We start from the raw sequence: 18,559 nt of genomic DNA on the forward strand, positions 1-18,559 counted from the left end.
GATGACGACGTGCGGCGAGCAACTGCTGACGCGTCCGCATGAGCCGGATCAGCGCGTATCAAATTCTCGTAAAACCGCTTATCCGGAGCTAACGGGCGGGGTGGCTATGGTAGGGGCTCCACTGGACACCACCAGAGCCGACAGGGGAGGTGCGGCCGCGCGCGAGGAACGGGGAGGAGCGTTTCGACGACTCCTCGGCCCGGCGGGCAGGCCGAAATCCGTGACCGACACTGCTGACAGCACCCAGCCCGCCGACTCCGCTCAGACGGCGACCTTCTCCACTGAAGCGGACTCGCAGGCGTGGACTCCGCCCACATGGGAGGAGATCGTCAGCACCCACAGCGGCCGTGTCTACCGCCTCGCCTACCGTCTGACGGGAAACCAGCACGACGCCGAGGACCTCACCCAGGAGGTCTTCGTCCGCGTCTTCCGCTCCCTGTCGACGTACACGCCCGGCACCTTCGAGGGCTGGCTGCACCGCATCACCACGAACCTCTTCCTCGACATGGTCCGCCGCAAGCAGCGCATCCGCTTCGACGCCCTCGGGGACGACGCGGCGGAGCGGCTGCCCAGCCGCGAGCCCACCCCGCAGCAGATCTTCAACGACGCCCACTTCGACGCGGACGTGCAGCAGGCGCTCGACACCCTCGCGCCCGAGTTCCGTGCCGCCGTAGTCCTCTGTGACATCGAGGGCCTCTCCTACGAGGAGATCGCCGCGACCCTCGGCGTCAAGCTCGGCACGGTCCGCTCCCGGATCCACCGGGGCCGCTCCCAGCTCCGCAAGGCACTCGCCCACCGGTCCCCCCAGGCGCGTGCCGAGAAGCGGCGCGGTTTCGCGTTCCCGGGTGTGCCCGCGCTGGGAGGAGGGGGCGCGACCGCGTGAGTGGATCACTTCGTCCCACACCGGCCGAACAGCATCTGGGAGACCGGCTCTCCGCCCTGGTGGACGGAGAACTCGGTCACGAGTCGCGTGAGCGCGTCCTGGCGCACCTCGCCACCTGCGCGAAGTGCAAGGCCGAGGCCGATGCCCAGCGGCAGCTCAAGAGCGTCTTCGCCAAGGCCGCTCCGCCGCCTCCCTCCGAGAGCTTCCTGGCCCGTCTGCAGGGCCTGCCCGCCGGAAGCGACCCCGAGGGCGGCCCACCGCCGGCCGAGGGCCGCCGCGAGGGCCGTCCCGGGCGGACGTCGCCGGAGGCCGGCCTCTTCGGCTCCCTGGCCGACCCCTTCCGCTACGTCCCCTCGGGCGCCCACGCGAGCGCGCTGTCCCCGTCCGAGGGCCACGCGCTGTCCGGGGACCCCGGCGGCGACCACGGTTTCCGCATCGCCCACGTGGGCCGTCCCGAGGAGCGTGCGGCCTCGCGCGGGCTCCGGTTCGCGTTCGTCGCGGCCGGAGCCGTGTCCCTGGCCGCGATAGCGCTCGGCGGGGTGACCGCGGGCAGCCCCACCGACACGGCCTCACAGGCGCGGGGCGGCGCGGGCGCCGGCAGCAACGTCAGCCCGGCCCAGACGGCCGCCACGACCGCGGCGACGACCGAGAACCGCCGGCGCCGCGGCGGAGGCCCCCTGCTGGCGCAGGGCCGGCGGGCGCAGGAGGACCCGGCGGTGCCCGTGGGCATCGGCGCGCCCCTCCTGCCGGGGGCACCGACGGCCGGCGGAGCGCAGGCGCGGGACGTACAGACCCCGCAGAACGCCCGGAACGCCGCGCGCACCCTGACGGCACCGACACCGGCACCGCCACAGGTCGCGGCCGGCACGGTCGCCGTCTCCCCGCTGATCCGTTCCCTGACGGCGAGCCCCCTCCGGCTCGGCACCTGGCCCGCGCCCCCGGGCCTGACGCCCCCGCCCCTCCCTCCGGCACTGCCGTGACCACGGCCTGTGGGCGGCGTCCTTCCTGAGTGTCCCCGGGACTGCCCCGGGGACCGGGGGAGGCGAGCGCGGGCGAGGAAAAACAGGTCCGGACCTGGTTGAATCCGAGGAGGCGCGCTCCCACGGAGGAATCATGACCCAGGACGGCGACATCGAGCCGGGCCTCTCCCGCCCGGCCGTCACCACCGCCCCCACCACGTCCCCGTGGCACCGCTACGACCCCTGGTCGCCCACCCCGTTCCGGAACACCCCTCTACCCGCCCCCCAGCGCCCCCGTACGCCTCGGCGCACCCTGGTCACCGCCGCCCTCGCCGTCCTCCTCGTCTCCGGCGCCACCGGCCTCGCCGTGGGCGCCCTACTGGAGCACGAGAACCTGCGGGCCACGCTCCCCGAGACCGGCCGCGACCTCCCGGACCGCCCCGCCCGCAGCGTGTCCGAGATCGCCGCCGACGCCCTCCCCGGCGTCGTCACCCTCCACGTCCGGGGTGTCGGTCAGCAGGACACCGGAACCGGCTTCGTGTTCGACACCCACGGCCGCATCCTGACCAACAACCACGTCGTCGCCCCCGGCGACTCCGACGGCGGCGAGATATCCGTGACCTTCGCCGACGGCACGACCGCCCGCGCCGGCGTCGTCGGCCGGGACACCCGTTCCGACCTGGCCGTCGTCGAGGTCGAGGACACCGCCCACCGCACCCCGCTGCCCCTCGGCGACTCCGACGGCGTCCGCGTCGGGGACCCGGTCGTGGCGATCGGCGCCCCCTTCGACCTGCCGGGCACCGTCACCGCCGGCATCGTCAGCGCCACCGAGCGGTCCGTCACCGCGGACGGCGAGAAGGGCGAGGACGACGACGTGTCGTACACCGACGCCCTCCAGACCGACGCCCCGATCAACCCCGGCAACTCCGGCGGGCCCCTCCTGGACGGCCGTGCCCGCGTCGTCGGCATCAACTCCGCCATCCGGGCAGCCGACGCCGACTCCGGCGCCGAGGAGGGCACGGCGGGCTCGATAGGGCTCGGCTTCGCCATCCCCGTCAACCACGCCCGAGAGGTCGCCGAGGAACTGATCGCCAAGGACCGCGCCGGAGGCACCGGCTGAACACCCGGACCCGGCGAACACCCTCACCCGCGCGGGACACGGCGGGAAGAACGCGGCGTGTACGGGCGGTACGCGGCCCGGGGCGGTACCGGTCCCCGGGTGTCGGCGGGTACCGTGGACCGGGCCCGCACCACGGAAGTCCTGACCGGAAGAGCGAGGGCCGAGGGCCGCGGACATCGCGAGGAGCTTCAGGTGTTCAATGACATAGGAACGTTCGAGCTGTTGACGATCGTCGTCCTCGCCGTGCTCGTCTTCGGTCCGGACAAGCTCCCGAAGGTCATCCAGGACACCATGCGGATGATCCGCAAGGTCCGCGAGTTCTCGGAGAGCGCCAAGCAGGACATCCGCAAGGAGCTCGGCCCGGAGTTCAAGGACTTCGAGTTCGAGGACCTCAACCCCAAGACGTTCATCCGCAAGCAGATGGAGAACGACGAACTGGGGCTGAAGGAGATCCGCAACGGCTTCGACCTGAAGAAGGAGATGGCCGAGGTCGCGGAGGCGGTCCACAGCAGCGAGGCCGAGCCGGCGGGCTCCTCCGGCGCCGCGGTCGACATGCGCAAGAAGCCCGAGCTCACCAAGAAGGACGCGCCGCAGGAGCGCCCGCCCTTCGACGCCGACGCCACCTGACCCCCGCCGGGGCCGCGCCCCGCGTGCGCCCCGGCTCCGCGTGTCGGACACCCGACCGGCGCTCGTACGACGCGTACGAGGCCGTACGCGCCGGGTGTTTCCCGGTCGCCCGGGGTGCGGTGGCTATGCTGCCCAGTTGTTGCGCGGACCAGAAAAGAGCGAGGACGCCCGTGGGGGGCGGGCCGCTCGGGTCGCGCCGGGAACTGAGGAGGCGTCCGGGTACATGGAGACGACGAGTCGGGTGGGCGCGCAGGCGCCGGCCGCGGAGGACGGACAACAGGTCCCCTCCGCCCGGCGCACGGTCGACGGCTACCTGCGCGCGCCCTTCCCTTGGTACGGCCTCGACGAGGCGTTCACGGGGCCGCGCTGGCTGATGCAGGTGGGCACCGCAGCCGACGGCGCGGTGGAGCACGGTTCGCTCGGACACGGCGACGAGCCGTCCATCCGCCACGAGACGACGGAGGACGAGAAGGAACGGTTCGCGGTCGTGGTGACCGTCGCCGCGCACCCGGGCCGGCGCAGCCCGGACGGCACTGGGCAGCTCGAGGCCACCTCGGTGTCCTCCGCGGCCTGGCTCGCGGGCGCGGGCCTGCTCACCTGCACCTGGCCCGGACAGCTCGACCACACGCTGCGGGACGACTGGCTGGCCCAGCAGACCGAGACGGCGTGGATCCTCGCCGACGACCTGGACGGACCTGAGTGGTCCTCGCTCTCGCTGCCGGTGGACGGCGTGCCGACGCCGTTCCACTACCGGGAGTCCGAGTTCGGCTGGGTCCTGGCCGGCTCCACCGAGCAAGGGGTGCACGTGGGGGCGTACGGGCGCGGGATGAGCGCCTACGGCCTGGGCTTCGCCGTCGCGGAGATCGCCGCCTACGCCTGAGCCCCGGCAGCCACACGGACCGGTGCCCGCGCCCCCTCAGGGGCGCGGGCACCGGTCCGTGTGCGGAAGGCGCTCTTCTAGAACTTGTTCTTCGGGGTGAGGCCCAGGGTCATGCCGGCAAGACCGCGCTGGCGGCCGCCCAGCTTGCCCGCGATCGCGCGCAGCGCCGAGCCGGCCGGGGACTCGGGGTCGCTGAGGACGACCGGCTTGCCCTCGTCGCCGCCCTCGCGCAGGCGGACGTCGATCGGGATGGAGCCGAGGACGGGGACCGTGGCGCCGGTGGTGCGGGTCAGGCCGTCGGCGACGGTCTGACCGCCGCCGGTGCCGAACACGTCGACCATCTCGCCGCAGTGCGGGCACGGCAGGCCCGACATGTTCTCGACCACGCCGACGATCTTCTGGTGGGTCTGCACGGCGATGGAACCGGCGCGCTCGGCGACCTCGGCCGCCGCCTGCTGCGGCGTCGTCACCACGAGGATCTCGGCGTTCGGCACGAGCTGGGCCACGGAGATGGCGATGTCACCGGTGCCCGGCGGGAGGTCGAGCAGCAGCACGTCCAGGTCGCCCCAGTACACGTCCGCCAGGAACTGCTGCAGCGCGCGGTGCAGCATCGGGCCGCGCCAGACCACCGGGGCGTTGCCCGGGGTGAACATGCCGATGGAGATGACCTTCACGCCATTGGCGGAGGGCGGCATGATCATGTTCTCGACCTGGGTGGGACGGCCGTCCGCGCCCAGCATCCGGGGCACGCTGTGGCCGTAGATGTCGGCGTCGACGACGCCCACCTTCAGCCCGTCGGCCGCCATGGCCGCCGCCAGGTTGACGGTGACGGAGGACTTGCCCACGCCGCCCTTGCCCGAGGCCACCGCGTAGACCCGGGTCAGCGAACCGGGCTTGGCGAAGGGGACCTCGCGCTCGGCCTGGCCGCCGCGCAGGGCGGAGGCCAGCTCCTTGCGCTGCTCGTCGCTCATCACGTCCAGCGTGACGTCGACCCGGGTGACACCCTCCACGCGGGAGACCGCCTCGGTCACCCGCTGGGTGATCGTGTCGCGCATCGGACAGCCGGAGACCGTCAGGTACACGGTCACGGCGACCGCGCCGTCCGCGCCGATCTCCACCGATTTGACCATCCCCAGCTCGGTGATGGGTCGATGGATCTCGGGGTCGTTCACCGTCGCCAGCGCCTCGCGCACCGCGTCTTCCGTAGCCATGTCCACGATGGTACGGCGCGGGGCACCACCCTCGGGCAGTCCCTCAGCGGTCTTCTGCGTCACGTCCCCGTCCGGAGCCGGGCGGGAGCCGCCGGGGGCCCGGGGGAAGGTCCCGGTGGCCGTTCGCGCGTCCCTCGGCGTGGCCGTCCGGACGCCCGTCGTGACGGCCCTCCAGCTCCTTGACGAGGTCCTGCAGTTCGGAGCGGATCCAGTCGCGGGTCGCCACCTCCCCGAGCCCCATGCGCAGCGCGGCGATCTCCCGCGTCAGGTACTCGGTGTCGGCGATCGACCGCTCGTTCTGCTTACGGTCCTGCTCGAGGTTGACCCGGTCCCGGTCGTCCTGCCGGTTCTGCGCGAGCAGGATCAGCGGGGCGGCGTAGGAGGCCTGCAGCGACAGCATCAGCGTCAGGAAGATGAACGGGTACTGGTCGAAGCGCAGATGCTCGGGCGCGGCCACGTTCCACACCACCCACAGGATGATGACGATCGTCATCCAGACGATGAACCGCCCGGTGCCCAGGAAACGCGCGATGCGTTCGGAGAGGCGTCCGAACGCCTCCGGGTCGTATTCCGGCAGCAGCCGGCGGCGCGGCGGGCGCGGCTGGTCCAGCCGGGCGCGTGGGCGGGAGCTCGCGGTGGCGCCCACGGGAGCGCGCTCGCGCGACTCGCGGTCAGGAGTCACCGGGCGCCCCCTCCCCGAGGTGGAACTCCGTCTCGCGCCAGTCCTCGGGCAGCATGTGGTCCAGGACGTCGTCCACCGTCACCGCGCCGAGGAGCGAGCCCGACTCGTCGACGACCGGCGCCGCCACCATGTCGTAGGCGGCGAAGAACCCGGCGACCACGGGCAGCGCGTCGTCCGGGGACAGCGACTGCAGATCGTCGTCGAGGATCGAACTGACCAGCGTGTACGGGGGATCGCGCAGCAGCCGCTGGAAGTGGACCGTGCCGAGGTACTTGCCGGTCGGCGTGTCGTCCGGCGGCCGGCACACGTACACCTGCGCGGCGAGCGCGGGGGACAGGTCGGGGTTGCGGACCCGGGCGAGCGCGTCGGCGACGGTGTCGTCGGGGCGCAGGATGATCGGCTCGGTCGTCATCAGACCGCCCGCCGTGTGCTCCTCGTACGCCATCAGCCGGCGCATGTCGGCGGCACCCGCGGGCTCCATCAGGCTCAGCAGCCGCTCCTGGTCCTCCTCGGGCAGCTCGGCGAGCAGGTCGGCGGCGTCGTCGGGGTCCATCGCCTCCAGGACGTCGGCGGCGCGCTCCTCCTTCAGCTTGCCGAGGATCTCGATCTGGTCGTCCTCGGGCAGTTCCTCCAGGACGTCGGCGAGACGGTCGTCGTCCAGGGCCGCGGCGACCTCGGCGCGGCGCTTGGCGGAGAGGTGGTGCAGCACGTTGGCGAGGTCGGCGGGGCGGAGCTGCTCGAAGGTGGCGAGCAGGTTCTCGGCGCCCTGGCCCTGCTCCTCCAGGGAGAAGCCGGTGACCGCGTTCCACTCGACGGTGAGGGTCTCGCCCCGGTTGCGCCGGAAGGCCCCGCCCCGGCCGCGCTTGCGGACGAAGACGCGGTCGATCTCCCAGTCCCGGCGCGCGGGGAGCTGCTGCACCGACAGGTCCAGGACGGTGACCTCCTCGCCGCCTTCCACCAGCGTGACCCGCCGGTCCAGCAGTTCCCCGAAGACCAGCCGCTCGGTGGGGCGCTGTTCGAAACGGCGCACGTTGAGCACACCGGTGGAGATGACCTGACCGGACTCGATGCTCGTCACACGGGTCATGGGAAGGAAGATACGGCGCCGGGTCGACAGCTCGACGACCAGTCCGAGCAGCCGCGGCGGCAACCGGTCCACCCGGAACATGACGACCAGATCGCGGACGCGGCCCACCTGGTCGCCGGTCGGATCGAAGACGGCGACGCCGGACAGGTGCGAGACGAAGATGCGAGGGGCGCTTGCCGCCATCCACGCGCCTCCTTTGCGTGCCGTGCGTCCGTGACCTGCGCGCACTCTGTGTGCGTGTGCGCGTCCTGTTCCCGACTGCCCCGCAAGACCGGGTTCAGGCTAGCCGGTCCCGGTACGGAATGCCCTGGTGAGGGGTCCGGACGGACCGGCTCCGGAGGGGGCACGGCGCACCGGTACGCTGCGGTACGCCGATGGCGGATCACACGAGAGGCACCCCACCTGTGACTGCAACTCCCCTGGGCCGTACCCGCAGGACCGCACTCGCGGGTGCGCTGTGTGCCGGACTGGTGGTGACGGCGACGGGGCTGACAGGGTGCGGAGAGGACCCCGACGCGGGCACGAACGGGGTGGGCAGACTGCCCGCGGAGCAGATCAGGAAACGCACGCTCGCGGCGGCGGACCAGGCCGCAACCGTACGGCTGTCCGGCAGCGTCGTCAGCGGGAAGACGACGTACAAGCTCGACATAAAGCTGTCGGACGAGGGCGCCTCGGGCGCGGTGACGTCCAAGGACACCACGTTCCAGCTCCTGCGGGTCGGGGAGCGGCTCTACCTCAAGGCCGGCGCGGGGTTCTGGCGGCAGGAGAACGGCGGGAGCGGCGGCACGGCCGGGACGGCGGCGGAGAAGCTGGGCGGCAAGTACGTGAAGGTGCCCGAGCAGGACCCGGCGTACAAGCGCTTCAGCGGGTTCACCGACAAGGACACGCTGCTCACGGGACTGCTCACGCTGCACGGGACGGTCTCGACGGACGGGCGGCACGAGGTCGACGGCGTCCGCACGGTGCGGCTCGCCGGCGGCGACGGATCGGGCGGGGCGCTCGACGTCTCCCTGGAGGGCAAGCCCTACCCGCTGCGGCTCTCCCGCGCGGGCAACGCGGGCGCGCTCACCCTCACCGACTGGGACAAGCCCTTCACCCCCGAGGAGCCCCCCGCGGCGGACACCCTCGACTACGGCAGGAACCTCCCCACCGGCTGAGGCACCGTTCCCCGGCGGGTCCGGCCCGCCGGGGGCCTACCCGCGGCGCCCCCGACGCCCTCGGCGCCACAGCAGCCGGGGGAGCGCCGCCGGGACCGGCTCCCGCGTCGTCACCGGCGTCTCCACCGGCGCCGCCGCCAGCGAGGAGGAGGGCAGCTCCGCGGAGGAGCCGGCCGGCTCCAGCCGCAGCACCCGGCACTCCCGCCGCCAGCGCTCCGGCATCGTCTCGCCGTCCGCGGCGTTCAGCCGCTTCCCCTTGAGCTCGCCCACCGCGGCCTCCCAGGCGGCCGAGCCCGGCGCGAGCTCCACCACCTTCGCGGGCCAGCTCGCGATCCGCCCGCCCTTGTCCTTGCTGCGCACCGTCACGACGGCCTCGCCGCCGTCGGCCAGCCCCGGCAGCGGCTGCTCCCCGGGCCCGTCGCCGACCACACAGGCCGCGCCCTCGTGCCAGACGTGCCACAGCGCCCGCGCCGGGCCGGGCGCCGCCTCGTCCTCGCCGTCCGCGGCGAGGCCCCCGGCACGCACCCAGATCAGTCCGGACTTCTTCGTGGCCTCCTCTACGAGGGCCCGCGCGAGCAGCTCAGTCGTCATGCGCTCAGGGTATAGCGGCCCTTCCCGGGCCTCCGCGGCACTTCGCGGCCCCGGGAAGCGCCCTGCGCGTTCCGGCGCCTCACAGCCACCCGTTGCGCTTCAGCGTGCGGTGGATGGTCAGACACAGGGCGACCGTGACGCACATGACGACGGGGTAGCCATAGCGCCAGTGCAGTTCCGGCATGTGCTGGAAGTTCATCCCGTACACCCCGCACACCATCGTCGGCACGGCGATGATCGCCGCCCACGAGGTGATCTTGCGCATGTCCTCGTTCTGCGCGACGGACGCCTGCGCGAGGTTGGCCTGGAGGATGGAGTTCAGCAGCTCGTCGAAGCCGACGACCTGCTCCTGCACCCGGGCGAGGTGGTCGGCGACGTCGCGGAAGTACTTCTGGATGTCCGGGTCGATCAGCCGCATCGGCCGCTCGCTGAGGAGCTGCATCGGCCGCAGCAGCGGCGATACCGCCCGCTTGAACTCCAGCACCTCGCGCTTGAGCTGGTAGATCTGCCCGGCGTCGGTGCCCCGCGGGGTGCCCTTGCGGCCCGGCGAGAACACCTCGGTCTCCACCTCGTCGATGTCGTCCTGCATGGCGTCGGCGACCGCGATGTAGCCGTCGACGACGTGGTCGGCGATCGCGTGCAGCACCGCGGAGGGGCCCTTGGCGAGCAGCTCGGGGTCGCACTGCAGCCGGTTGCGCAGTGCCCGCAGTGAGCCCTGGCCGCCGTGCCGGACGGTGATGAAGAAGTCCCGGCCGGTGAAGCACATGACCTCGCCGGTCTCCACGACCTGGCTGTTCGCGGTGAGCCGGTCGTGCTCCACGTAGTGGATCGTCTTGAAGACGGTGAACAGGGTGTCGTCGTACCGCTCCAGCTTGGGCCGCTGGTGGGCGGTGACCGCGTCCTCCACGGCGAGCGGGTGCAGCCCGAACTCGCCCGCGAGCGCGGCGAATTCGGCGCCGGTCGGCTCGTGCAGGCCGATCCAGGCGAAGCCGCCGTCGCGCCGCACGAGGCGCATCGCCTCCTGCGGGGTGAGCCGGCCCGGCGTGTCGACGCGGGCGCCGTCGCGGTAGACGGCGCAGTCGACGACGGCGGAGGGCGTGGCGGGGTCGCGCGTGGCGTCGTAGGTGCCGTTGTCCTTGCGGGTGGCCGGGCGGGACGGGCGGACCACGGCACGCAGGTCACGGATCATCGACATGGCAGGCTCCTTCGCGGTGCGGGCAACGAAAGGCCGCTACGAGGGGTGGAACTGCCCGGAATGAGGACGTTCTGACGTGGAGACTTCGGCACGTCCACAAAGCGGGGAGCACCGCGCCGTCGCGGTGGCGAGCTTCGCTGCTGATACAGGCCGGGCATGATCGGGCGGAACGCTCGGATCATGCGGACCAGATGAATCAGACAGATCAGACAAGGCGAAACGCACGAGCTCTTCCGTGGTGCGCGCAGGCGATGAGGCGACGGCCGGTCGGAAGGGATGACCGGGGAGACCGCGTCAGCGGCGGGAAGAGCGGGTGGTACTGCACGGTCGACTTCGGTCCATGCCAGCCCCACCTCCTCCGGCCGGTCCCCCGTGGGGGACGATCCACTTCCCTTGTTTAAGGGTGCCCCGTGTAGGGGAGTTTCATGGGCGTCGGGGCCTGAGCGCCACGCTTCTGCGTGCTGCCCCGAGCGACCGGCTCAGCGTATCAGCCGACCGGCGCGTCAAGGCGCCGCTTTGCCCTGTACTGGCGAGTTCTATGCTCGCGGCATGGCAGATGTTCTCCCCCTCGTCGAGGCCCGGCTGCGCACCGCGCTGGGCGAACCGGACGCGCGCGCGGCGGTCACCTTCCTCGGAACGGACCGCATCGAGGTGCTGCGTTTCACGGACGGGGACATCGTCCGTTACGCCACGCTCGGCATGTCCGCCCAGCCCATGAGCGACCCCACCGCGGCCCTCGCCGACCCGGTCCAGGGCCCGCGCGCCGAGCTGGTCCTCTCCGTCCGCGCCGGGCGCGCCGACACCGACAAGGTGCTCCGACCGCTCGCCGTGCTGGCCGCTTCCCCGCAGGTGGAGGGGGTGGTGGTGGCCCCCGGTGCCTCCCTCGACGTGGGCGGGCCGCTGTGGCCGGGCGCCCCCTTCACCTCCGTACTGGTCGCGGAGCCGGGCGGGCTGGTGGAGGACCTGGAACTCGACCCGCCGAGGGACCCCGTGCGGTTCCTGCCGCTGCTGCCCATGACGCCCAACGAGGCCGCGTGGAAGCGCGTGCAGGGCGCGGGCGCCCTCCAGGAGCGCTGGCTGACGCACGGGACGGACCTGCGGGACCCCGCCCGCGGGTCCGTCCCGCTCACGTGACCGATGTCACCAACGGTCGTGGCGTACCGCCCAGTTGGCCGAAATCTCAGTCGGCGAAGACGGTGACCCCGTCCTCGGCTGCGTGCCGCGGCTCGAGTTCCTCCGCCGTGAGGGTCCCCCCTGCTCGAGCGGAGTCGAGAGCTCGGGGGAGGGCGAGGGCCCGGCGACGCACCAGGACGACCAGCGCGCCCACCACCGCCGTGACGGCGGCGACCACGAACGGGATGTGGACGTCGGTCCACTCCTCGATCTTCGGCGCGAAGAAGGGCGCGGCCGCCGCGGCGAACCAGCGCACGAAGTTGTAGCCGGCGCTCGCCACCGGGCGCGGCGCGTCGGACACGCCGAGCGCCAGCTCGGTGTAGACGGTGTTGTTCACGCCGATGAAGGCACCGGAGAGGACCGTGCACACCACGGCGGTGGTGTGGTCGCCGTAGCCCAGGATCAGCACGTCGGCGGCGAGCAGTACCAGCGAACCGCCGAGCACCTTCAGCGAACCGAACCGCTTCTGCATCCGCGGGGCCACGATCACCGAGAAGACGGCCAGCAGCACGCCCCAGGCGAAGAACACGGCACCGGACTTGTACGGCGTCATGTTCAGCACGAAGGGTGTGAAGGCCAGCACGGTGAAGAACGTGTAGTTGTAGAAGAAGGCCGAGACGGCCGCGGAGGCGAGGCCGCCGTGCCCGAGCGCCTTGAGCGGATCGAGCAGCGAGGTCCTGCGGGCGGGCCTGGGCTGTTCCTTCAGGAACGCGGTGATGCACAGGAAGCCGATCGCCATCAGGACGGCGGTGCCGAAGAAGGGGTAGCGCCAGCTCGCGTCGCCGAGCAGCGCGCCCAGCAGGGGGCCGCAGGCCATGCCGAGGCCCAGGGCGGACTCGTAGAGCAGGATCGCGGCCGCGCTCCCGCCGGCTGCCGCGCCGACGATGACGGCGAGCGCGGTGGAGACGAACAGGGCGTTGCCGAGCCCCCACCCGGCCCGGAACCCGACCAGCTCCCCGACCGAGCCCGAGGTGCCGGCGAGCCCGGCGAAGACCACCACGAAGGCGAGCCCGAGGAGCAGGGTCCGGCGCCCGCCGATCCGGCTGGAGACGAAGCCGGTCACCAGCATCGCCACGGCGGTGATGAGGAAGTACGAGGTGAACAGGAGCGAGACCTGGCTCGCGGTGGCGTCCAGGCCCTTGGCGATGGACGGCAGGATCGGGTCGACGAGCCCGATGCCCATGAAGGCGACGACGGACGCCCCGGCGGTGGCCCAGACGGACTTCGGCTGCCGAAGGAGGCCGCCGGCTCCCGCGTCGAACGGGTCCGCCTCGGCGGGACCTCCGGTACTGCTGCGCATGTGCGCGCTCCTTCCCGACGGGGGACGAGGCCGGGGCCGGAACCCCGAGGTGGAGGCGGCCGGGAGGACCGGCCGCGTGGGACGGCTGGATCGCCGCGGGAAATGGTTGGCTTATACACACGATAAGTTAGCTGATCTAATAAATGCAATATGCACCTAGTCACTCGGACGGGCACTCGGGGAGGAGCGGGTGCGCGGCGCCGCCCGGACGGGTGATCGTCCTTGACGCGGGGCGGTGCGGGGAGGACCGTTGGGCTTTATGAGGGGCGAACCCAGTTGCCCGAAGTGCGGTGGCCGGGTCAGGGCTCCCGGACTCTTCGCCGACTCCTGGCAGTGCGACGTGCACGGGACCGTGCACCCGCTGCAGCCCGTGATACCGCCCAGCGTCGAGGCGCTCGGCGTCGTGGTGCACCGCACCCGGGTCCCCGTGTGGATGCCGTGGCCCCTGCCGGTCGGCTGGCTGTTCACGGGTGTCGCCTGCGCCGGCGACGACCGCAGCGGCGGTCGCGCCACGGCCGTGGCGTGCTCCGGTCCCGGCCCCCTGGGCGGCGTCGGCGAGATGATCCTGGTCGCCGAGGAACTCGGCGTCGGCCTCGGCGCCCGCTACGCGGGCATCGACGGCCCCGACCCCGGTCCCTACCTGAACGTCGAGAAACCGCCGCAGGCCAAGGTCCTGGCGGCGGGCCGCCCCACCCCCCTCTGGCACGTCACCGGCACCCCCGACGACCGTGCCGTCTTCGCGGGCGAGGCACGCGGGCTGTGGCTCTGGGCGGTCGTCTGGCCCGAGCAGACGGGCCTGCTCATGTACGACGAACTGGTCCTGACCGACCTTCGCGACGCGGGTGCCGAGGTCGACCTCCTGCCCTGCGGCGCGCTGTCGCCACGGCTGCTGGAGCCGTAGAGGGCGGGTGACGCGGGGCGACACAGGACCGGGCGTGGATCCGCCGGTACCCCCGAGGTCGGTGCACCTGCGGATGGTGCATCTGCGGACGGTGGCCCGCGGGCGAGGTGGCCTGCGGGGGCACCGTTATCCTGGAGCGTCCCCGTCCGTCCCGTCCGCCCGGAGCCCCACGTCGTGCGCATCGACCTGCACACCCACTCCACCGCCTCCGACGGCACGGACACCCCCGCCGAACTCGTGCGCAACGCGGCCGCCGCCGGACTGGATGTCGTCGCCCTCACCGACCACGACACCACCCGCGGCCACGCCGAGGCGCTCGTCGCGCTGCCGAGCGGCCTCACCCTCGTGACCGGCGCCGAGCTCTCCTGCCGCATCGACGGCGTCAGCATGCACCTGCTGGCCTACCTCTTCGACCCCGAGGAGCCCGCGCTGCTCGCCGAACGCGAGCTCGTGCGCGACGACCGCGTCCCCCGCGCCAAGGCCATGATCGCCAAGCTGAACGAGCTCGGCGTCCCCGTCACCTGGGACCAGGTCGCCCGCATCGCCCGAGGCGGCTCCGTCGGCCGCCCCCACGTCGCCTCCGCCCTCGTGGAACTCGGCGTCGTCCGAAGCGTCGACGAGGCCTTCACGGGGAACTGGCTGGCCGACGGGGGCCGCGCCCACGTGGGGAAGCACGAGACCGACCCCTTCGAGGCGATCCGCCTGGTGAAGGCGGCCGGCGGCGTCACCGTCTTCGCCCACCCCGCCGCGAGCAAGCGCGGCCACACCGTCCCCGAGTCCGCGATCGCGGACATGGCCGCGGCCGGACTGGACGGCATCGAGGTCGACCACATGGACCACGACCCCGACACCAGGGCCCGGCTGCGCGGCCTGGCCGGGGAACTGAACCTCCTCACCACCGGGTCCAGCGACTACCACGGCACCCGCAAGACCGTCGCCCTCGGCGAGTACGCCACGGACCCCGAGGTCTACGGCGAGATCACCCGCCGCGCCACGGGCGCCTTCCCGGTCCCGGGCGCGGGCGGAGCCTGACGCTCCGGCCTTCCCGGTCCCCGGCGCGGGCGGAGCCTGACGCTCCGGGGTACGGCGCCCGACGGTGATCCTCACGGTGACCCGGACGGCTCGCGCTCGCGGCCGAGGGCCCGGGGCCGAGGGCCGTGCGGCGTCGGTCGTGCGGTGCGGGCCGGCAGGGCCGGGCCTGAGGGGCTGGGCCTGAGGCCCGGTCCGCTCGGGTCGTGACCCCGCGGAGTTCGACGCCGCGGCTCGCACCCCGTCGCGGGATCACGGCGGACCGTCCCGAGTCGCCCGCCCGCGCGGCGGCCGGGGCGACCGGCCGCATGCGGCGGAAGTGACGAGCCCTCCCTCGCGACGGGCGTCGTGCGCACGCGTCCGGTCCGCGTGCCCGGGCGCTTCGTGCGCTCCCCCCCCCACCCTCGTGCGGCGCCGGTCCCGGCGGCCGCTCCCGGGGCCGTTCCGGCAGGTCCGGAACAGCCCTCATCTCTCCACTCGACTCGACACTCCACGTGCCGCCCGGCGGCACCCCATCGCAAGGCACCTTCACATGTTCGACCTCGCCGTCTTCGGCTCCCTCTTCCTGACCCTCTTCGTCATCATGGATCCCCCGGGGATCACCCCGATCTTCCTCGCCCTGACCGCGGGCCGCCCCGGCAAGGTGCAGCGCCGGATGGCCCTTCAGGCCGTGTGCGTGGCCGGTGGGGTCATCGCCGTGTTCGGCGTGCTGGGCCATCAGATCCTCGACTACCTGCACGTCTCGATCCCCGCCCTGATGATCGCCGGCGGTCTGCTGCTCCTCCTCATCGCGCTCGACCTGCTCACCGGCAAGAACGACGAACCGAAGCAGACCAAGGACGTCAACGTCGCCCTCGTACCGCTGGGGATGCCGCTGCTCGCCGGACCGGGCGCGATCGTGTCCGTGATCCTCGCCGTGCAGCGCGCCGACGGCGTGAGCGCGCAGGTCTCGGTGTGGGTGGCGATCCTCGCGATCCATGTCGTGCTGTGGTTCGTGATGCGTCACTCGCTGCTGATCATCCGGCTGATCAAGGACGGGGGCGTCGTCCTGGTGACCCGGCTGGCCGGGATGATGCTCTCCGCGATCGCCGTCCAGCAGATCATCAACGGCGTCACCCAGGTGATCCAAGGGGCCTGAAACAGCCCCCGGCGCTCGGGCGCACACGAAGAAGCCCCTGTCCGGCACCGTGCCGGACAGGGGCTGCATGCTGTGCTTCAGTACGTCGTTCGTCAATGGGGCGGGTTCGCCGCGGTTCGTCAGTACAGCGCGTTCGTCAGTACAGCGCGTTCGTCAGTACAGCGCGTTCATCCGTGGGGCGCGTTCGTCGGTGCGGCGGTTCTTCGTTACGAGGCGGAAGTGTCTGCCGGGCGGATCCACAGGCGCTGCCCTATGGCGGCGGCCTGTTGCACGATCTGATTGACGGAGGCGGCGTCCACGACGGTGGTGTCCACGGGCGTGCCGTCGACGTCGTCGAGGTGCATGATTTCGAAGCGCAAGGGGCTTCTCCCTTCGTCTGGTCATCCTCCTGTGGAGAACTACTGGTGGTGAGTGCGAGGCGGGGCGACGGCGCGTCCCGTCCACGTACATATGTAACGGCATGCTTCCAAGAAACATTCCCTACGCTAAAGAAATTTTTCAGCCGTCTAACTACTGACCGGTAAAAGTGTGGGGGACCGCCTCCGACGTTGATCGTCCGATCATTTCTCCGGACGACTCATCGGGACCGGTTGTATTCGCTGTGTGACGGCCGGGACAATGGACTCGATGAACGACGACGACCTCACGGCGCTCGGCGCCCGCATCGACCGTACGAACGAGCTGCTGCAGCGCATGCTCGCCGAGGTGGCGAAGACGCCCTCGACCCACGCGATCTTCGTCGACGCCGGCTACCTCTACGCGGCCGCGGGGCGACTGGTGGCCGGCACCGAGGACCGGCGGGCGTTCGACGTCGACGCGGAGGGACTCATCGAGGCGCTCATCGACAAGGCCCGCACGATCTTCGCCGACAGCCGGCTGCTGCGGGTCTACTGGTACGACGGCGCCCGGCGCCGCATCCACACCGCCGAGCAGCAGTCCATCGCCGAGCTGCCCGACGTCAAGGTGCGGCTGGGCAACCTCAACGCCAACAACCAGCAGAAGGGCGTCGACTCCCTCATCAGGTCCGACCTGGAGTCCCTCGCCCGGCACCGCGCCATCAGCGACGCGGCCCTGCTCGGCGGCGACGAGGACCTGGTCTCCGCGGTCGAGGCCGCGCAAGGGTACGGTGCCCGGGTCCACCTGTGGGGCATCGAGGCACCCGAGGGCCGAAACCAGGCCGAGCCCCTGCTCTGGGAGGTCGACAGCCAGCGCACCCTCGACCTGGACTTCTTCAAGCCGTACGTCTCCCGGCGGACCGCGGCGACGTACGAGGCCTCCACGGCGGTACGGCCCACGCGGGAGGACGTGCGGTTCGTGGGCGCGCAGATCGCGGCGAAGTGGCTGGCGGCACGGGGGCGGGACTCCCTGCGGGAGCTGCTCCCCGGCCATCCCTACCTGCCCGGGTCGATCGACCAGGACCTGCTGGTCGAGGCGGAGGGGCTGCTCCAGTACTCGCTGCGCGGCCAGGCCGATCTGCGCCGCTCCCTGCGGGACGGCTTCTGGGAGCACCTGCAGGCGCAGTACTGACCACCGCGCGCCCGCCTCTCAGCCGTTCGCTCCGTTCGTGCCGTCCCGGAAAGTTCCGTCCGTGCCGTCCCAGAAGTCGACGAGGGCGCGGGCGGTCTCCAGGGGGCGGTCGGTGTTGGGGGAGTGGTCGGCGCCGGCGACGACCGTACGGCGGGCGCCGAGCCGGACGGCCATCTCGTCCAGCAGCGGAACGGGCCAGGCGTCGTCGTGGTCGCCCGAGACCACGTGCTTGGGCAGCGGCACGGCCGCGAGTTCGGCGACCCGGTCCGGCTCGACACACAGCTGCCTGCCGGTCGCGCGGAGCTGGGCGGGGCTGCCCGCGAGCCAGCGGCGGCGGAGGTCGTCCCGGTCACCGAGGCCGGAGTCGACGCCGGGGGCCGTACCGGTGCCCTCGCCCGTGGCCGCGCCCGTCCCCGTCTCCGTGTCCGCCGGGGTCTCCATCAGCTGGATGGCGTTCCACACCTGGGCCATGTCCATCACGGCGAGCGCGTCGGACAGCAGTTTCACCCGCTGTTGCTGGGACGCGGAGACCTGCGCGGGGCCCGAGGACATGAGGGTGAGCGAGCGGAAGGGCGCGGGGTCGAGCAGCACGGCGGCGCGCGCGATCTGACCGCCCAGGGAGTGGCCGAGAAGGTGGACGGGGCCCTCGGCGTCCAGGGCGGCGGCCTGGGCGAGCACGTCGCGGGCCAACTCCTCCTGCGCGTACGGCGCTTCGTCGTCCTTGGGGCCCGGTGTGCCGTACTGGCCCCGGCCGTCGACGGCGACGGCGCGGTAGCCGGCGGCGGTGAGACGAGGGAGAAGGTCGATGAAGTCCTCCTTGCTGCCGGTGAAGCCCGGGAGGAGGAGAACCGTGCCGTGGGTGGCGGTGCCGGCGTCGAGGACGGCGAAGGGGCCGCGCGGGGTGGCGAGGAAGTGGGAGCGGGTGCCGGGGGGCGGGGCGAAGGTCGACGGACGGCTCATGCCGCCGAGGCTACCGGCCGTGCCGCCTCCCACCACCGGAGAGGACCTGGGCCCCGGTCCGCCGGCCACCCCGGACCCGTCCCGTCCACGACAGAAAGCCGGCCCGGCTCCACGGGGTCGTGGGCCGGGCCGGCTTCCT

The 18,559-nt window shown here is 72.4% G+C and carries 19 protein-coding genes; 11 read left to right on the forward strand and 8 right to left on the reverse strand.

Annotation, left to right across the window (positions count from 1 at the left end; translation table 11 throughout):
- Positions 1-106 precede the first annotated feature (106 nt).
- The 5 genes from sigE to OHB09_RS21675 all read left to right on the forward strand — a co-directional run bounded on the left by sigE (position 107) and on the right by OHB09_RS21675 (position 4,469).
- On the forward strand, positions 107-883 hold the full coding sequence (gene sigE, locus OHB09_RS21655; RefSeq protein WP_176944968.1) for an RNA polymerase sigma factor SigE: 777 nt from the start codon (positions 107-109) through the stop codon (positions 881-883).
- Positions 880-1,863: a zf-HC2 domain-containing protein gene (locus tag OHB09_RS21660; protein ID WP_191852198.1), complete on the forward strand. Its 984-nt coding sequence runs from the start codon at positions 880-882 to the stop codon at positions 1,861-1,863. The genes sigE and OHB09_RS21660 overlap by 4 nt, the downstream gene beginning before the upstream one ends.
- A gap of 133 nt (positions 1,864-1,996) precedes the next feature.
- A complete protein-coding gene (locus OHB09_RS21665) occupies positions 1,997-2,962 on the forward strand; it encodes a S1C family serine protease (RefSeq protein WP_191852199.1) in 966 nt (321 codons plus the stop codon).
- Between the two features lie 192 nt (positions 2,963-3,154).
- Positions 3,155-3,589: a sec-independent translocase gene (locus OHB09_RS21670; RefSeq protein ID WP_040896360.1), complete on the forward strand. Its 435-nt coding sequence runs from the start codon at positions 3,155-3,157 to the stop codon at positions 3,587-3,589.
- 223 nt (positions 3,590-3,812) lie between these two features.
- Entirely contained in the window at positions 3,813-4,469 is a 657-nt protein-coding gene (locus OHB09_RS21675) for a hypothetical protein (RefSeq protein ID WP_006142219.1), read from the forward strand.
- A gap of 77 nt (positions 4,470-4,546) precedes the next feature.
- Here OHB09_RS21675 and OHB09_RS21680 read toward each other — a convergent pair whose 3' ends face one another.
- Genes OHB09_RS21680 through OHB09_RS21690 form a run of 3 tightly spaced genes read right to left on the reverse strand, consistent with a single transcriptional unit; the run spans position 4,547 to position 7,632 of the window.
- Positions 4,547-5,680, reverse strand: a complete 1,134-nt coding sequence (locus tag OHB09_RS21680) for an Mrp/NBP35 family ATP-binding protein (RefSeq protein ID WP_040896361.1) — start codon at positions 5,678-5,680, stop codon at positions 4,547-4,549.
- 43 nt (positions 5,681-5,723) lie between these two features.
- Complete coding sequence (locus OHB09_RS21685; protein WP_006142221.1) at positions 5,724-6,362, reverse strand: DUF1003 domain-containing protein; 639 nt, start codon at positions 6,360-6,362, stop codon at positions 5,724-5,726.
- Complete coding sequence (locus OHB09_RS21690; protein ID WP_006142223.1) at positions 6,352-7,632, reverse strand: magnesium transporter MgtE N-terminal domain-containing protein; 1,281 nt, start codon at positions 7,630-7,632, stop codon at positions 6,352-6,354. Before OHB09_RS21690 ends, OHB09_RS21685 begins: the two co-directional genes overlap by 11 nt.
- A gap of 221 nt (positions 7,633-7,853) precedes the next feature.
- On the opposite strand from OHB09_RS21690, the gene OHB09_RS21695 reads away from it, so the two are divergent.
- The gene (locus OHB09_RS21695; protein ID WP_006142225.1) at positions 7,854-8,606 is read left to right on the forward strand and encodes a hypothetical protein; all 753 of its coding nucleotides are present in this window, start codon (positions 7,854-7,856) and stop codon (positions 8,604-8,606) included.
- 36 nt (positions 8,607-8,642) lie between these two features.
- Here the strand turns inward: OHB09_RS21695 and OHB09_RS21700 are convergent, their stop codons facing one another.
- Both OHB09_RS21700 and OHB09_RS21705 read right to left on the reverse strand, forming a co-directional pair.
- Positions 8,643-9,197 carry a hypothetical protein gene (locus tag OHB09_RS21700; RefSeq protein ID WP_328922392.1) on the reverse strand — a complete coding sequence of 185 codons (555 nt, stop codon included), beginning with the start codon at positions 9,195-9,197 and terminating at the stop codon, positions 8,643-8,645.
- Between the two features lie 79 nt (positions 9,198-9,276).
- Entirely contained in the window at positions 9,277-10,392 is a 1,116-nt protein-coding gene (locus OHB09_RS21705; protein WP_191891660.1) for a magnesium and cobalt transport protein CorA, read from the reverse strand.
- A 549-nt stretch (positions 10,393-10,941) separates the two neighbouring features.
- On the opposite strand from OHB09_RS21705, the gene OHB09_RS21710 reads away from it, so the two are divergent.
- Entirely contained in the window at positions 10,942-11,526 is a 585-nt protein-coding gene (locus OHB09_RS21710) for a suppressor of fused domain protein (RefSeq protein WP_167793177.1), read from the forward strand.
- A 46-nt stretch (positions 11,527-11,572) separates the two neighbouring features.
- On the opposite strand, the gene OHB09_RS21715 is transcribed toward OHB09_RS21710, so the two are convergent.
- Positions 11,573-12,865: an MFS transporter gene (locus OHB09_RS21715; RefSeq protein WP_328922393.1), complete on the reverse strand. Its 1,293-nt coding sequence runs from the start codon at positions 12,863-12,865 to the stop codon at positions 11,573-11,575.
- Between the two features lie 259 nt (positions 12,866-13,124).
- On the opposite strand from OHB09_RS21715, the gene OHB09_RS21720 reads away from it, so the two are divergent.
- The 3 genes from OHB09_RS21720 (at position 13,125) to OHB09_RS21730 (ending at position 15,933) form a co-directional block, all read left to right on the forward strand.
- Entirely contained in the window at positions 13,125-13,766 is a 642-nt protein-coding gene (locus OHB09_RS21720; protein WP_006142230.1) for a DUF6758 family protein, read from the forward strand.
- 174 nt (positions 13,767-13,940) lie between these two features.
- On the forward strand, positions 13,941-14,798 hold the full coding sequence (locus tag OHB09_RS21725) for a PHP domain-containing protein (protein WP_328922394.1): 858 nt from the start codon (positions 13,941-13,943) through the stop codon (positions 14,796-14,798).
- A gap of 529 nt (positions 14,799-15,327) precedes the next feature.
- Positions 15,328-15,933, forward strand: a complete 606-nt coding sequence (locus tag OHB09_RS21730) for a MarC family protein (protein ID WP_191852203.1) — start codon at positions 15,328-15,330, stop codon at positions 15,931-15,933.
- Between the two features lie 206 nt (positions 15,934-16,139).
- Here OHB09_RS21730 and OHB09_RS21735 read toward each other — a convergent pair whose 3' ends face one another.
- A complete protein-coding gene (locus OHB09_RS21735) occupies positions 16,140-16,292 on the reverse strand; it encodes a hypothetical protein (RefSeq protein ID WP_006142233.1) in 153 nt (50 codons plus the stop codon).
- 268 nt (positions 16,293-16,560) lie between these two features.
- On the opposite strand from OHB09_RS21735, the gene OHB09_RS21740 reads away from it, so the two are divergent.
- On the forward strand, positions 16,561-17,460 hold the full coding sequence (locus OHB09_RS21740) for an NYN domain-containing protein (protein ID WP_319118732.1): 900 nt from the start codon (positions 16,561-16,563) through the stop codon (positions 17,458-17,460).
- Between the two features lie 18 nt (positions 17,461-17,478).
- Here OHB09_RS21740 and OHB09_RS21745 read toward each other — a convergent pair whose 3' ends face one another.
- Complete coding sequence (locus tag OHB09_RS21745; RefSeq protein WP_050811278.1) at positions 17,479-18,420, reverse strand: alpha/beta fold hydrolase; 942 nt, start codon at positions 18,418-18,420, stop codon at positions 17,479-17,481.
- Positions 18,421-18,559 lie beyond the last annotated feature (139 nt).

The organism is Streptomyces griseoaurantiacus (genome assembly GCF_036189845.1).
Classification (GTDB): domain Bacteria; phylum Actinomycetota; class Actinomycetes; order Streptomycetales; family Streptomycetaceae; genus Streptomyces; species Streptomyces griseoaurantiacus.

Excerpts from the sequence above, each read along its gene's own strand:
- sigE (WP_176944968.1), top strand. The coding sequence starts at position 107 with ATGGTAGGGGCTCCACTGGACACCACCAGAGCCGACAGGGGAGGTGCG.
- OHB09_RS21665 (WP_191852199.1), top strand. The coding sequence starts at position 1,997 with ATGACCCAGGACGGCGACATCGAGCCGGGCCTCTCCCGCCCGGCCGTC.
- OHB09_RS21675 (WP_006142219.1), top strand. The coding sequence starts at position 3,813 with ATGGAGACGACGAGTCGGGTGGGCGCGCAGGCGCCGGCCGCGGAGGAC.
- OHB09_RS21680 (WP_040896361.1), bottom strand. The coding sequence starts at position 5,680 with ATGGCTACGGAAGACGCGGTGCGCGAGGCGCTGGCGACGGTGAACGAC.
- OHB09_RS21690 (WP_006142223.1), bottom strand. The coding sequence starts at position 7,632 with ATGGCGGCAAGCGCCCCTCGCATCTTCGTCTCGCACCTGTCCGGCGTC.
- OHB09_RS21700 (WP_328922392.1), bottom strand. The coding sequence starts at position 9,197 with ATGACGACTGAGCTGCTCGCGCGGGCCCTCGTAGAGGAGGCCACGAAG.
- OHB09_RS21705 (WP_191891660.1), bottom strand. The coding sequence starts at position 10,392 with ATGTCGATGATCCGTGACCTGCGTGCCGTGGTCCGCCCGTCCCGCCCG.
- OHB09_RS21710 (WP_167793177.1), top strand. The coding sequence starts at position 10,942 with ATGGCAGATGTTCTCCCCCTCGTCGAGGCCCGGCTGCGCACCGCGCTG.
- OHB09_RS21715 (WP_328922393.1), bottom strand. The coding sequence starts at position 12,865 with ATGCGCAGCAGTACCGGAGGTCCCGCCGAGGCGGACCCGTTCGACGCG.
- OHB09_RS21720 (WP_006142230.1), top strand. The coding sequence starts at position 13,125 with ATGAGGGGCGAACCCAGTTGCCCGAAGTGCGGTGGCCGGGTCAGGGCT.
- OHB09_RS21730 (WP_191852203.1), top strand. The coding sequence starts at position 15,328 with ATGTTCGACCTCGCCGTCTTCGGCTCCCTCTTCCTGACCCTCTTCGTC.
- OHB09_RS21740 (WP_319118732.1), top strand. The coding sequence starts at position 16,561 with ATGAACGACGACGACCTCACGGCGCTCGGCGCCCGCATCGACCGTACG.
- OHB09_RS21745 (WP_050811278.1), bottom strand. The coding sequence starts at position 18,420 with ATGAGCCGTCCGTCGACCTTCGCCCCGCCCCCCGGCACCCGCTCCCAC.